The organism is Pseudoalteromonas sp. US3C1013 (genome assembly GCF_048401115.1).
Lineage (GTDB): Bacteria > Pseudomonadota > Gammaproteobacteria > Enterobacterales > Alteromonadaceae > Pseudoalteromonas > Pseudoalteromonas undina.
The window spans coordinates 438,925-452,988 of sequence record NZ_CP183075.1; the positions used below are offsets into that span (position 1 = coordinate 438,925).

Genomic DNA, 14,064 nt, shown 5'->3' on the forward strand with positions numbered 1-14,064 from the left:
CCTTTAAAAAAGAGGTATTCATGGAAGATCTATTTATAGGTTTATTTGCAAATGTCGGCGTTATATTAGTTTTAGTTTTGATATTAAAAGCACTTAAAAAAGTTGATTTAAATCTAATGTGGTCTTTGATTTCGTTAGGTATTTTAGTTTGCTACTTTTTTGCTTTGTTTAAAGGTGGAAAGGTTATCCCCTTGGATATGCTTTTTCCTGATATGTCGTGGAATTGGTCTGGAAAAGTAGCGGCAATAATCCTTTGGTTAGTCGTACTACTAGCTTTAGTTAAATTTAAAGCTAACTTTCGTATTGCGGATGCAGGTTTTACTTTTAGGCAAAATGAAAGTTCTATAAAGCCAGCTTTTACAGTTATGTGCTTGTTTATCATTTTACAGATAGTTGTATCACTTTTTTGGAGTGGTGAACCTAATTACGATTTAGAAACCTTACTTTATCAGGCAACAATGCCAGGCTTTGATGAGGAGCCAATGTTTAGAGGGATTCTTTTATTTTGTATATCTTTGGCAATCATATCAGAACGCTATAATTTAGGTGGTGCGTCAATTAACATTGCAGGGTTGCTCTTAGTGGTGTTATTTGGACTAGTTCATGGGGTTATGTTTAATGGTGGAGAGTGGCACTTTTCTTTCCCCGCTATTTTATTAACAGGCGGCTACGGCTTTATTTTACTTTGGCTAAGAGAGCGCACAGGGAGTTTGGTGTTTCCTATTTTAGCCCATAATAGTGTTAACTTTGTTGGGCAGCTAATCTAATTAAAAGTTTAATTTAAGAGAGGTAAAATCTTGTTTAAGTTTTTACCTCTTCACCGGCAGCAGTCAAAAGGGCTCGTTTGCAGGTGACCACAAGTCATTCATGCCTGCAATTTGAGCTCCTTTTATTACCTATGCTTTTAGTGGTTTGTACTGCTAAACCTGCTGCCGAACACTACTCAGCTTGAAAGCATGAGAAGCCCAGAACTTACACTTTAAACTGTTGTACCAGTTTTAATAAGTTATTGCCTAGTATTGCCATTTCGTTACTTGCTGTTGATGTTTGCTCAGTTGCAGCTGATGATTGCTCTGTCACTTGTTTAATATTAACAACGTTGCGGCTGATCTCATCTGCGACCACGGCCTGTTGTTCAGCGGCTGAGGCTATTTGCGCGTTCATATCATTAATTGCGCTGCTGTAGTCATTGATTGTTCGCAGGGTTTCACCTGTTTTACTGACTTTTTCAACAACTAAGTCTGTTTGTTGTTGGCTTTTGGTCATTACCTCAATGGCGGTTAATATTCCGGATTGAAACTTATCGATCATTTGTTCTATGTTGGTGGCCGACTCTTTAGTTCGTTGTGCTAAGGTTCGTACTTCATCAGCAACAACTGCAAAACCTCTGCCTTGCTCACCCGCTCTTGCGGCTTCAATGGCGGCATTTAATGCCAATAAGTTTGTTTGTTCAGATACGCCTTTAATAACATCTAATATGGTACTTATATTTTCGCTGTCGGCTTGTAGCTTTTCAATTGCAGAGGCGGATTGATTAATTTCTTTAGTAAGGTTATCAACCGCGTGAACTGTTTCGTTCACCATGCTTTCACCGGCTTTAGCATTATTATTTGAATCACTTGCTGAACTGGCTGCATTTTCTGCGCTATTGGCAACGTCTTGAATTGTTGCATTCATTTGCGTCATAGCGGTGGCAACTTGTTGCGTTTCATCATGCAGCTTTTTAACTGCTGCACTTGTGGTGTTACTAACTATTGAAAGCTCTTCGGAAGTTGATGCAACCTGAGTGGTTTCAGATGCCACTGAGGTTATTGTGGTGCGAATTTTAGCAACAAATTTATTAAATGCGCGGGCAACGTCGCCGGTTTCATCTTTTGATGAATCGTCGACTGTTACGGTTAAATCACCTTCGCCATCGGCAATATCGTTCATTCTATGTGAAAGGCGATTAAGTGCGCCGGTAATTCTCGAAGAGATAAAAATGGCAATAACAATACCTGCGATTAAGCCTACAAGGGTAATTACAAGCATTAAGCTATATGCAGAGGAGTGCCGTGCTTGAGCTTCTAACTCGTCATTTGCCATATCTTGTTCGATTGCATTTACTAAATTAGCCATTTGAGAAATGGCTAAATCGTTTAGTCTCCTGCCTTCATTTTTAGATAAGGCTATTGCTTTGTCGTTTAAATCAGCTCTTGCTAGGTCTCGAATTTGAAGATTTACCTCAATATATTCATCCCATGTCGCGGCAAATTCATCGAGTAAACGTTTGCCGTTGTCATTGACTAAATTGCGAAGAGTTGCACGTCGCTCTAGCATTTCATCTCGCGTTTGAGCTATGAAGTCGGCGTATTCATCCATGGCTGCTTTTGAGTCTGCCAAAATTATATTTTTTTCAGCTCGAGATACAGCTAAAGCGCCTTGATTGACTCTAGCTGCCAGTTTTACTTTTTCAGCTGAAACATTAATTATTTTACTCATCTGATCATTCATTATGGAAAGGTTATATATACCAATCCCAGCAGTAACAATTAGCATGATGATTATTAGACTAAAACTCGCTAATAATTTTGCTTTAATTGAAGTGAAACCAATTTGATTTAAATTTGAGATCATTTTTAAATTCCTTTTGGCAGTCCATTTATCGACTTGTATCTTTGAAAAATAACAGGTTCGTTGTAGCACCACTAATTAATAAACTGTAGAGCAAAAATTTAATAAATAAAGGTTGGTTTTTAATCAGGTTAATTGTGTTATTTTTGATAGACGTGAGCGTTATGAACTTTATTTATTATAATTCCCCGACTTTAATGATTAATATTTTATAAATAAAAGTGTGATGTTTTGGGGTGTTTTTTCTTTTTTATTAAATAGTTAGGTTTTCAAGGCTACTTTTTAAATTATCACCGCTTAGGGCTAAACAGTGATAATTGAGAATGAAAAGTCAGCCAGCGAGTAAGGAATTGAGCTGACTTGACTGTATTTAAAGTTTACTCTGCGGCATGGGGTAAAACAAATGAGAGTGTGGCTAAATGCTCGGTTTTATCAAATACATTTAAATTCGTGCTTTTTTCGTCGTAGATCGCGGCTATTACGTTTAAGCCTTGGTTACGCAATGGCAATGTGACCAAGCCGTCATCATTACTAACTATTGCTTCTTGATCTGGATCGTTTACTAAATCATTGATTACTTTAGCACCTTGAACAGCTTTACTATTGAAAGTTATGCGGTAACTAACCATAGCTCCTTTTTGATCTGAAAATTCTTCGCCTACAGGAAGAATTTGCAATTGCTGATTTTTAAGCGCAGGTACTTGGGCAAGCGGGCCACGTAAATGTACTGCGTACTTTTTAGTATGTTCGCTTAATAGTGCATTGGGGATTGCATCTCGACCTTTAGCAAACCATTTACCTTCCTTTGTTTTACTCCACAACCCATTATCGAGCATGCCAGTAACCGCATAAACGGTTTTATCATTTAGCAGCATCATAGGCCCTGACTCAACAAGCTTTACGTTTTGTTGTTGCCAGTTTTTGTTATAGCCAGTAATGCTTTTAATTTTATTTTGTCGTTTTACGGTATCTAAATCTTGTGCGCCTTCGCCATATATAAAGGCCAACTGTGATGAGCGCTCTGCAAACCATATTGCATGAGCCTGTGTTTGTTCGCTGTATGCGCTTGATATTGATGTGACTAATGCCATGCAGGCGAAAGGTAATATTTTCATTTTTTTCTCTAAATTTTAGGAGGTATTTATTTTTCGATGTTGAATACGTTTAATTCAAAAAGAAAAAACAGCCTCTAATAACTTTGTAAAATTTGTTGCTGTAGGGTAGCTCTTTTTATTCTATTTGTATATTATTGCAAATAACAATAATTACCATTTGTATTTCATGTTTATTTAATCGGCTTTACTAAAAAAATTTTAGTAAAAACTTAACCGATTAAGCTTGCATGATATCTAAGAGATAGAATGAACTTAATAAATCGATACCAAATATCTGCCATATCAATTGCTATAAGTACCATTTTAGCGCCTTCTGTATACGCAGCTTCAGCGTCAGCTAACATAGAGAAAATAGCGGTTACGGGTGTTAGACAAGCTTTTCGTGGCGATGTGCCCTTAAGCGAGCAACCGCAAAGTATTGAGTTTATATCAGCAGAAAACCTCGATGACGCAGGAGTGACTACACTCACCGATATATTTGATTTAACGCCGAGTATTTCTGAACAAAATGATTTTGGTGGATTGTGGGAAAGCTTTGCAGTACGTGGCTTAGTAGGCGATGAGAATATTCCTTCAGGCTTTTTAATTAATGGTTTTTCATCGGGTCGAAGTTTTAGCGGTACCCGCGATACCAGTAATATTGATTATGTAGAAGTGATGAAAGGGCCTGGCTCTGCTCTTTATGGTCGCTCTGAGCCTGGCGGTACTATTAATATCATCACTAAAAAGCCACAGTTTGAAGAACAAGGCTCTTTGAAAGTATCTGCAGGGAGTTGGCAGAGTTATCGCGCTGAAGGTGACTACACTAATGCTATTACCAATGAACTCGCTTTTAGAGTAAATGGTGCAATTGAAGACGGTGAGGGTTTTAGAGACTACCACGAAAATAAAAAAACGGTGATCACACCTTCAATTCTTTGGTTAATATCCGACACAACAAAATTAAATTATGAACTAGAGTATGTTGATCAGAGTGTGACGTTTGACCGTGGCATTGTTGCCCTAGACGGGAAGATAGACGCATTACCTATTGAAACGTTTTTAGGTGAGCCAAGCGATAAACCAACAGAGGTTGATGCGATTTCTCATCAACTGACTTTTGAGCATCAAATAGGGGAATGGTCACTTTTAAATGGGCTTAGCTATAGCGATTCTAAATTTATAAGCGAATCGAGTGATGCTGAACTCGCCCCTAGCAGGCAGGTTTATTTTACTGATGGCGAAACTTTAAGTCGGCAACATAACGAGCGTGATTTTCAAACTAAAAATATTTCAGCCCGCACTGAGCTAAGTGGCAGCGTTACTGCTGCTGGGTTTACCCATCATTTATTAATAGGTGCCGATGCCAGCAAGTTTGATTTTGATAAACTTTGGTATAGATATCGCCCTACGCTTGAAGATACGCGCTATGCCATTAATATGTATAACCCTGTGTATGGGCAAACAGCACCCGAAGGCTCACTTTTATTCAACAGCACTGAAGTACAGCATAGCTACGGGATTTATATTCAAGATCAAATCGACGTCACTGAGCAGTGGAAAGTACAAGTAGGCGGTCGTTATGATTGGTTTGATCAGCAAATAGATAATCATATTAATCAAAGTCAGTCTAAAAGCAATCAGAGTACATTCAGCCCACGAGTAGGCTTAGTGTATGCTTTCTCAGACGACATACAGTATTACAGCAGTTACTCTGAAGGTTTTAGGCCAAACAGTGGTTACGATATAAATGGTGATGCATTTGAGCCAGAATCAACAACCTCTATTGAGGCGGGTGTTAAATTTAGCACCGATACCCTAAATGGTAGCTTTACTGTATTTAGCGCCGAAAAAAGCAATATGTTGACCACAGATTTGCAAGCAGGCGTGTCGACGGCGTTAGGCGAGGTAACTAGCGAAGGCGTTGAGTTTGATTTACACGGTTATATTACAGAGCGCACCTCATTTGATTTGGCCTATACCTACACCGATGCAAAAACAGCAAACGACACGGTTAATACAGATTGGTGGGTAAAATTACCAAAAGGTAGCCCTTTACTCAATATTCCTAAACACAGTGCAAATGCACGTATTAAAAGAGAATTGAATGATTTAATCGATTTAAATGCAAGCGTTGGTATAGCTGTTCAGTATGAGGGGGAACGCTTAGGTGAAACCATAGACCCTACGTACTACTTACCTTCGTATACACTGGTGAACCTGTTCGCAACTTACAACGTTAATGAAGATGTGATTGTACAACTGAACATTAATAACGTGCTGGATAAAGAATATTACTCAAATTCTTACTCTGCAATTTGGACTCAACCAGGTGAGCCAGTCAATTATAAACTGAGCTTAAAATATAGCTTTTAATTTCTCTTAAAAAGCCTATTTAGCTGCAGTTTTGTAGAACTGCGGCTATAGCTGTTTATATTTTTACTGATCTATTTCGTATATTTACTTGCTCAGATAATTGCCTTTACTATTAAAGTCGCTAATGTGAAGTATTCTTATTATTAAAATATAGTGGGATTAAATTCGCTACACATTCTGTGTTTTTTTAGCAAATAGCGTGCAAAATAGTTTTTTGATTGCTACTTCTCTTTTTTTAGTGAAAGGGTGAATATAACTTAGTCGTAAAAAGTTTTTATATTGCCCTGATGCTGAAAAAAGTGAGCCAGGTGTCATAACGATACCTTGCTGCAGTATCTCATTATAGCTTTTTTGGGTGTCAATTGACTCATCTAACTCGACCCACATTGATATGCCGCCATGAGCTTGTGTAAATCGAATTTCTTCTGGCCAATGACTTTGTAAAAAATTAATAAGTTGTTGTTGCTGCTGTTTAATTGCACATACATGTTTATTTAGGTAGCGCCGATAGTGGCCGCCTTCTATAAAGCTTGCTAATCCTTGTTGAATGGATTCACATGAAGAAAGTTGTGTAACGAGTTTAAGTTGAGTGATTTTTTCATGCCATTTTCCTCCGAAAACCCAACCTATACGTAAATCTCTTGATAAGCTTTTTGAAAACGAACTACATAAAATAACGTCTCCTCGGGTGTCGAGACTTTTTAAAGGCTCACTGTAAAAAGGAGGAAAAGATAAATCGCCGTAGATGTCGTCTTCAATAATGCAAAAGTTACGTTGAATTGCCAATTTTAGCAGTGCTTCTCTTGCATTTTGGGGCATGTATGCACCTGTTGGTGTTGAGTAGTTAGGTGAGACCACGCATGCCTTTATTGGCCACTGGGTTATTTTTTTTGTCAGATCGACAATACTCAAGCCGTGCTCTGGATCGCATTCTATTTCTAATATTTTCAGATCAAGTTGCTCTAATATTTGCAACACCCCGTAAAAAGTTGGGGATTCAACAGCCACAGTGTCGCCTGGTGAACAAGTGGCCATCAGTGAAATAAATAAACTATGCTGGCAGCCATTAGTAATGCAAAGCTCATCCGGTTTTTGCTTTAGTGTGTGATAGTGACTAAGTAATGCATATTTCAAAGCTAAATTACCATCAGAATTATTATAGTAAAAAGCTTTTTGATCCGAAGAAGTGCGAAACGCTTTAGTTATATGTCGATTAAGAATGGTTAAATGTGCCGCGTCACTGGGTATACCTGCACTAGGTAAAATATCAAAGGCTGCACTGCGCGTCATTATATCTTTTAAAATAGTGGGTACAGACACATTTTGCGGTGTTAACGGCGTTGCTATTTGCTTGGGTATCGCTCTTTTGACTGGCTTTGTTTGAGTTACAAAATAACCTGACTTAGGTTTTACATAAATAAACCCTTGTGACTCCAAACGATGTAGTGCATGTAAAACGGTTGCTTTTGAAAGGTTTTGTAGTTTACAAAGCTCTCTCACTGAGGGGAGTTTTCCTGTTGGCATAAAGCCGTGAGCTAATATTCTCTTTTTTAATGTAGCCTCAAGCTCTATATATTTTAACTGCTTCATAAAATCACTCATGGTGACAATCTGTCCCTATTGTAAATTATTTTTCTGTGCCTGTACTGCAAAAATAAAGATATTACTATAGCTAACGAGTTTAATGTTTGCTCTGTAATTAACTAGGAGTAGGTTAGCGCTATGATCGATTTAACAGCTATTGATTTAGCTCGTATTCAGTTTGCATTTACAGTCTCTTTTCATATTATATTTCCTGCAATAACCATTGGTTTAGCAAGCTTCCTTGCGGTACTTGAAGGGCTTTGGTTATACACCCGAAAACCAATATATATGACGCTTTGTCGTTTTTGGATGAAAATATTTGCGGTCAATTTTGCGATGGGTGTGGTTTCCGGCATTGTAATGGCTTACCAGTTTGGTACTAATTGGAGTCAGTTTTCTAATTTTTCAGGGGCTATTACTGGGCCACTATTGAGTTATGAGGTGCTAACCGCATTTTTCTTAGAAGCAGGCTTTCTTGGCGTTATGCTTTTTGGTTGGAATAAAGTTGGCGAAAAACTTCATTTTACATCCACCTGTTTAGTAGCAATCGGTACGTTAATTTCGATGACTTGGATTTTAGCGTCTAATAGTTGGATGCAAACACCTCAAGGCTATGAAATTATTGACGGCCGAGCGGTTCCTGTTGATTGGTTTGAGATTATATTTAACCCCTCATTTCCTTATCGTTTAGCTCATATGGGCTTAGCAGCTTTTTTAGCGACTGCACTATTAGTCGGTGGCTCTGGTGCATGGCATTTATTAAAAAACTCACACACTCAGGCGGCAAAAAAGATGCTGTCGATGGCAATGTGGATGTTGTTGTTTACTGCCCCAATGCAGGCTTTTGTAGGAGATATACACGGACTAAATACACTTGAGTATCAACCGATTAAAGTGGCTGCAATGGAAGGGCATTGGCATGAATCAGAACCCGGCGAAGGTGTCCCCTTAGTTTTATTTGCCTGGCCAAATATGGAGCAGGAACGTAACGATTACGCGATAGAGATCCCACATCTAGCTAGCCTAATTTTAACCCATAGTGTTGATGGTACGATTGCCCCATTAACATCAGTTCCTGCACAAGACCGCCCCAATGTACCGATTGTTTTTTTTAGTTTTAGAATCATGATTGCTTTAGGTTTACTAATGATTTTGTTAGGAATTACTGGGTTAGTATTACGTAAAAAAAGGCGCATATACGAGAATAAATGGTTCTTGAGATACTGTGTAGTAATGGGACCTACGGGTTTGATTGCAATGCTTACCGGGTGGTTTGTTACTGAAGTTGGACGACAACCCTGGGTTGTCTATGGGTTGCAAAGAACGGTTGATGCAAGCTCTGCTCATTCGATGACGGCAATGAGTTATTCATTACTTACTTTTGTTGTTTTATATGTATGTGTATTCGGGGTAGGTGTACGTTATATGTTAGCACTTATCAAAAAAGGCCCTGAAAAAGTGCCTAGCAATGATAATAAAGACGATCTAAACAAACGTCCGGCTCGTCCATTATCAGCGGCTGATGGTATTGAGCTTTAGGAGATTAAATGATGGATTTTAACTTACCTAGTATTTGGGCACTCATTATTGGCTTTGGTTTAATGATGTATGTGTTTTTAGATGGTTTTGACTTAGGGATTGGCCTACTTTTTCCTCTGGTTAAAAATAACCATGAAAGAGATATTATGGTTAACTCTGTTGCTCCCGTTTGGGATGGTAACGAAACTTGGTTAGTACTTGGTGGGGCTGGTTTGTTAACCGCGTTTCCTATGGCTTATTCAGTTATATTATCAGCCTTGTATGGACCGATTTTAGTGATGTTATTTGGCTTAATATTGCGAGGCGTTGCGTTTGAATTTCGTTTTAAAGCAACAGAACCTCATCGTCCATTATGGGACAAGCTATTTTTTGTAGGTTCGTTTATGGCAACCTTTGCTCAAGGAACCGCAATGGGCGCAGTTATTATTGGCTTTCCCGTTGTAAATGGTGAGTTTGCTGGTGATACGTTGGACTGGTTAACACCATTTAGCTTATTTACAGGGTGTAGTTTATTGTTTGCTTATGGCTTATTGGGTGCCACATGGTTAGTGGTCAAAACAGAGCATAATTTATATAAACAAATGCGTAAACTTATTAAGCCATTAACCATTTTACTAGCATTGTGTATGTTAGGTATTAGCATCTACACACCAATGATCAATCCTGACGTCAAAGCAATGTGGTTTAATTGGTCGAATATTGCATACCTTGCTCCTTTGCCCATTATTACTGGTATTTTTGTTTTGTTATTACTTGGCTCGGTAAATTCAGCTAAGCATTATCGGCCATTTATTTATACACTGTGTATGCTGTTTATGGGGTATTTAGGGTTATGTATTAGCCTTTGGCCCAATATTATTCCGCCGAGCGTGTCTATCTATGAAGCAGCAGCACCAGAATCAAGTTTAAAATTCACGTTAGTTGGTGTTGTTATCATTGTGCCATTTATATTGGCTTATACGTTTTGGTCTTATTATGTGTTTCGTGGCAAGGTTATTGATACCGAGGGATATCATTAATTGCTAATTGCAATATTAAGAGAAGACTTTGCGGAGGATATATGAAAAAGAAGCTGTATCAATTTAAATGGTTGCTTATCATTTGGGTATTGAGTGTTACTTCATTATTTTTAGTGTCCCTAGTGATCCGCTTTTTGATGACCCTAGCAGGCATGAAATAATAACGTTGATTAAATTATAGAGACTATTTTTAGCAAAATAGTCTCTTGGCGTATTTAAATTTAGAGTATTGATATTAAGTTAATACGTTAGGCTGACAGATTAATTTGTTAGTTAAGTTGTTTCTAAATAAGTCGGATTATACGTTAATTAAAATGATATAAGGTGTCCATTAATAATAAAAAAGTTGTTTTTAATTTTACAAAAACACTAGTTTAGCTGTTAAATAACCATAACTTATTTAGGTAGTTAAAGTAATTATTAGTTATTCGGGTAAAAGTGACAATGCATAGATTACATTATGTATTTCTGTGTCTTGGAATTGAGTCTTTATTCAACTTATTCTTCAGTCCAAAGCAAAGTGTCAATATAAGCGAGTTCTTCGCTAAAAATACCACTAAAGAATGCGGATTGTTCAAATATTAAGGCGTCATTAGGTTGGGCTTGGTAGCTCTGCTGGCATCTGTTAAGTTCGTTGGCTAACCATGAACATTCTTCGGCTGCTGCGGTTATTGCTGTTTTTAAAAAAGATGGCCATTTTATTTTTTGTAAATTAAAGCGATAGAGCATTACAGCTATACGCCCATAGGCTTGTTGCTTTTGTGATGGTGGGTTATCACTTGTTACTATCTCACTGTTTAACAGCTTACTGCTAAACAGTGCTTGTTGCAGCGCGACTTGCTGTGGCTTACTTAAAAAAGTCGTTGTCATAATGCGTGAGTAGCCTTGGTTGCAATAGAAAATAGCATTTAGTATTAAAGGCTAAGCAAGGCGTTTTACGACTCAAGCAGCACCGAAAAAATGCAGCAACAGTGATAACAAAGTTGGCCTGACTCTTTACTGAATTATCAAAATACAATTGTAATTGGTTAGATAGTTTTGAAGAATATTAGCATCAATATTTTAATATTAAGGCAGCCAATAACTGAGTTAGGTAATTGACTGAATAATTATAATTAAATAGGTTTTTAAAGGAATAAAGATGTTTTTATCATTTTTTAAAAATCTTTTATATTGTCATATCTAATAATTACTAGGTCAAATCTATCACTCATCCGCAGAGACAGATGTTATTACTTAAGGTGTTTTATCAGTTGAGTTATCAATCTGCGCTAGGTGTTACTGAGGAATAAGAGTTATTTACTTTGCCAAGTTGTGGGCGTTATGCAGTAAGTCTTTTAAAGAAACTATGCCCAGATAAAGGGAGTAAATTTTCATTATCTAAACTTACATGTGCAAAAGCAGAACGCTATTTTAAACAAGAAAAAAGCTGAGTAGCATCTTGCGTTCAAACCTTTCTTAACCCTCAATACAGACAAAGTTCTCACTAAATCTATCATTGTAAAAATACAGTAATAATGAAAATCAGAACAAGCTGATTGCTTAGTAATTTAATAAAATGATGCTCTGAGGAAAGCTTACATTTGTTGTGTAATTTTTATAGTTTGTATTGGTGAAATATTTTCATTTCTTTCTTACTTATTGATTTTAAAACTATTTATAGGTGGTCTTTATTTTGCTTGGTTATTGTTTTTTAACCCTATAAAAATATAGCAATCAAAAAATTATTTAAGGAAGAAAAGTTATGGCAGAGTCATTTAAGTATGCAAATAATAAAGGACATGCAGGAGAGCTTCATCAAAAAGCTAATAAAGACCATCCCGTAATGACAACCGCACAAGGTTGCCCTATCAGTGACAATCAAAATTCATTAAAAGCAGGTCAACGCGGACCAGGACTATTGGAAGATCATGTGTTACGAGAAAAGTTGTTTCACTTTGATCACGAGCGAATTCCTGAGCGAGTTGTTCACGCAAGAGGGTATGGTGCACATGGTTACTTTGAAACGTATGATGCTTTAGATGATTTGACTTCTGTTGATATTTTTCAACGTAAAGGTGAAAAAACACCTGTTTTTGCACGCTTTTCAACAGTGGCGGGTAATCAGGGCTCGCCTGATTTAGCACGTGATGTGCGAGGTTTTGCCGTTAAGTTTTATACGCAGGAAGGTAATTGGGATCTGGTAGGCAATAATATCCCAGTTTTTTTCATTCAAGACGCGATGAAGTTTCCCGACCTTATACATAGCGCAAAAGCAGAACCAGATCGTGGTTTTCCACAAGCGCAAACAGCCCACGATAATTTTTGGGATTTTGTAAGTTTGTCGCCAGAATCCATGCACATGGTTATGTGGGCAATGTCAGATAGAGCTATCCCGCGCTCATTAAGGTTTATGGAAGGGTTTGGCGTTCATACTTTTAAGTTTATTAATGCACAAGGTGAAGAAAAATTTGTTAAGTTCCACTGGAAACCTAAAGGCGGTATGCAGTCAGTGGTTTGGAATGAGGCATTGAAATTAAATGGCGCTGATCCTGATTTTCATCGTCGTGATATGTGGGAATCAATTAATAATGGTGACTATCCGGAATGGGAGCTGGGCATTCAAGTATTTGATCAAAAATTTGCTGAAGAGTTCGAGTTCGATGTTTTTGATGCCACTAAACTGATACCCGAAGAGCAAGTACCAGTTAAAGTTATTGGTAAAATGGTACTCAATCGAGTCGTAGACAACTTCTTCGCAGAAACCGAACAGGTTGCATTTTGTACTCAAAATATAGTGCCTGGGCTTGATTTTACTCCCGATCCTTTATTGCAAGGCCGTAATTTTTCTTACCTAGATACACAAACCAAACGCCTAGGTGGGCCTAATTTCACACAAATTCCTATTAATGCACCAAAATGCCCGATGAGACATTTTCTTCAAGATGGCCACATGGCAATGCAGAACCCCAAAGGCCGGGTTAATTACGAACCTAATTCATTCAGCGGGGGTGAAAACAACCCGCGAGAGTGCCCTGTACACGGATTCAAAAGCTCAGAATCTGAAACTGACGGGGGTAAATTACGCTATCGCTCAGAAACATTTAGTGATCACTATAGCCAAGCGCGCCAATTCTATTTAAGTCAAACTGACATTGAGCAAACGCATATTCAAGATGCTTTGATTTTTGAGTTATCTAAAGTAGAGCATTTACGTATCAGAGAACGCGTGGTTTCTCATCTGTTAAACATTGATAACAAGCTTGCTGAGCAAGTTGCATTGGGTTTAGGTTTACAAACTATGCCAGATGCCGCAGAAGCTGCGCTTGATACCCGTCAAGATTTACCAGTATCTGATGCGCTAAGTATTTTAAAAAATGCGCCAAATACATTTAAAGGCAGGAAGCTTGGTATATTAGTAAGTGATGGTTTTGATGCTGAAACCTTTAATTTATTAACACAAAGCCTTAAAGAGGAAGGTGCAAGTCATGAAGTTATTGCGGCTCAAGTTGGTGGTGCTAAAAACAGTAATGGCGAGGTTGTTGAGGCCGATCAAGTGATTAATGGCGGTCCTTCGGTGCTTTACGACGCAATAGTTCTGCTTACCACTAATGAAGGCGCTAAAAAGTTTGCTGAAATACCGGAGGCGAAAGATTTTGTCAGTGATGCTTATGCACATATGAAGTATATCGGCTTTAGTGATAAAGCAACTCCTTTAATCGAGGCTACGGGTTTAAATGGACAGCTTGATGATGGCTGGTTGGATTTAAATAAAATTTCCGCAAGTGAGTTTGTCTCAAAAATTCGTAATCTTAGGTATTGGAGCCGATAAATCGCATAAATTGGGGCTAGTGAGAACT

The 14,064-nt window shown here is 37.8% G+C and carries 10 protein-coding genes; 6 read left to right on the forward strand and 4 right to left on the reverse strand.

Features of this window, described 5'->3' with window-relative positions; genetic code table 11:
- The first annotated feature begins 20 nt into the window (after positions 1-20).
- Complete coding sequence (locus ACNSN2_RS02055; protein ID WP_418608410.1) at positions 21-767, forward strand: type II CAAX prenyl endopeptidase Rce1 family protein; 747 nt, start codon at positions 21-23, stop codon at positions 765-767.
- Between the two features lie 205 nt (positions 768-972).
- On the opposite strand, the gene ACNSN2_RS02060 is transcribed toward ACNSN2_RS02055, so the two are convergent.
- Complete coding sequence (locus tag ACNSN2_RS02060; protein WP_418608412.1) at positions 973-2,616, reverse strand: methyl-accepting chemotaxis protein; 1,644 nt, start codon at positions 2,614-2,616, stop codon at positions 973-975.
- 374 nt (positions 2,617-2,990) lie between these two features.
- Positions 2,991-3,728 carry a DUF4198 domain-containing protein gene (locus ACNSN2_RS02065; protein WP_418608414.1) on the reverse strand — a complete coding sequence of 246 codons (738 nt, stop codon included), beginning with the start codon at positions 3,726-3,728 and terminating at the stop codon, positions 2,991-2,993.
- A gap of 246 nt (positions 3,729-3,974) precedes the next feature.
- On the opposite strand from ACNSN2_RS02065, the gene ACNSN2_RS02070 reads away from it, so the two are divergent.
- Positions 3,975-6,083, forward strand: a complete 2,109-nt coding sequence (locus tag ACNSN2_RS02070; RefSeq protein WP_418608416.1) for a TonB-dependent siderophore receptor — start codon at positions 3,975-3,977, stop codon at positions 6,081-6,083.
- 168 nt (positions 6,084-6,251) lie between these two features.
- On the opposite strand, the gene ACNSN2_RS02075 is transcribed toward ACNSN2_RS02070, so the two are convergent.
- A complete protein-coding gene (locus ACNSN2_RS02075; RefSeq protein WP_175573841.1) occupies positions 6,252-7,673 on the reverse strand; it encodes a PLP-dependent aminotransferase family protein in 1,422 nt (473 codons plus the stop codon).
- A 132-nt stretch (positions 7,674-7,805) separates the two neighbouring features.
- Between ACNSN2_RS02075 and ACNSN2_RS02080 the strand changes: the two genes are divergently transcribed.
- The 3 genes from ACNSN2_RS02080 to ACNSN2_RS02090 are packed head-to-tail and all read left to right on the forward strand — an operon-like array spanning position 7,806 to position 10,386.
- Positions 7,806-9,206 (forward strand): cytochrome ubiquinol oxidase subunit I, encoded by a 1,401-nt coding sequence (locus ACNSN2_RS02080; protein WP_054202286.1) that lies wholly within the window; start codon positions 7,806-7,808, stop codon positions 9,204-9,206.
- Positions 9,207-9,214: 8 nt separating this feature from the next.
- Positions 9,215-10,225, forward strand: coding sequence for a cytochrome d ubiquinol oxidase subunit II (cydB, locus tag ACNSN2_RS02085; protein ID WP_303046958.1), 1,011 nt, complete (start codon positions 9,215-9,217; stop codon positions 10,223-10,225).
- 41 nt (positions 10,226-10,266) lie between these two features.
- Positions 10,267-10,386 carry a DUF2474 family protein gene (locus tag ACNSN2_RS02090; RefSeq protein ID WP_081374113.1) on the forward strand — a complete coding sequence of 40 codons (120 nt, stop codon included), beginning with the start codon at positions 10,267-10,269 and terminating at the stop codon, positions 10,384-10,386.
- A 337-nt stretch (positions 10,387-10,723) separates the two neighbouring features.
- Here the strand turns inward: ACNSN2_RS02090 and ACNSN2_RS02095 are convergent, their stop codons facing one another.
- Positions 10,724-11,095: a hypothetical protein gene (locus tag ACNSN2_RS02095; RefSeq protein WP_075170433.1), complete on the reverse strand. Its 372-nt coding sequence runs from the start codon at positions 11,093-11,095 to the stop codon at positions 10,724-10,726.
- An 874-nt stretch (positions 11,096-11,969) separates the two neighbouring features.
- On the opposite strand from ACNSN2_RS02095, the gene ACNSN2_RS02100 reads away from it, so the two are divergent.
- Positions 11,970-14,036, forward strand: coding sequence for a catalase (locus tag ACNSN2_RS02100; RefSeq protein WP_418608421.1), 2,067 nt, complete (start codon positions 11,970-11,972; stop codon positions 14,034-14,036).
- Positions 14,037-14,064 lie beyond the last annotated feature (28 nt).

What these genes read in the sequence shown, in the direction of transcription:
- ACNSN2_RS02100 (WP_418608421.1), top strand. Translation starts at nt 11,970, where the DNA reads ATGGCAGAGTCATTTAAGTATGCAAATAATAAAGGACATGCAGGAGAG.
- ACNSN2_RS02065 (WP_418608414.1), bottom strand. Translation starts at nt 3,728, where the DNA reads ATGAAAATATTACCTTTCGCCTGCATGGCATTAGTCACATCAATATCA.
- ACNSN2_RS02060 (WP_418608412.1), bottom strand. Translation starts at nt 2,616, where the DNA reads ATGATCTCAAATTTAAATCAAATTGGTTTCACTTCAATTAAAGCAAAA.
- ACNSN2_RS02055 (WP_418608410.1), top strand. Translation starts at nt 21, where the DNA reads ATGGAAGATCTATTTATAGGTTTATTTGCAAATGTCGGCGTTATATTA.
- cydB (WP_303046958.1), top strand. Translation starts at nt 9,215, where the DNA reads ATGATGGATTTTAACTTACCTAGTATTTGGGCACTCATTATTGGCTTT.
- ACNSN2_RS02070 (WP_418608416.1), top strand. Translation starts at nt 3,975, where the DNA reads ATGAACTTAATAAATCGATACCAAATATCTGCCATATCAATTGCTATA.
- ACNSN2_RS02080 (WP_054202286.1), top strand. Translation starts at nt 7,806, where the DNA reads ATGATCGATTTAACAGCTATTGATTTAGCTCGTATTCAGTTTGCATTT.
- ACNSN2_RS02095 (WP_075170433.1), bottom strand. Translation starts at nt 11,095, where the DNA reads ATGACAACGACTTTTTTAAGTAAGCCACAGCAAGTCGCGCTGCAACAA.
- ACNSN2_RS02075 (WP_175573841.1), bottom strand. Translation starts at nt 7,673, where the DNA reads ATGAAGCAGTTAAAATATATAGAGCTTGAGGCTACATTAAAAAAGAGA.
- ACNSN2_RS02090 (WP_081374113.1), top strand. Translation starts at nt 10,267, where the DNA reads ATGAAAAAGAAGCTGTATCAATTTAAATGGTTGCTTATCATTTGGGTA.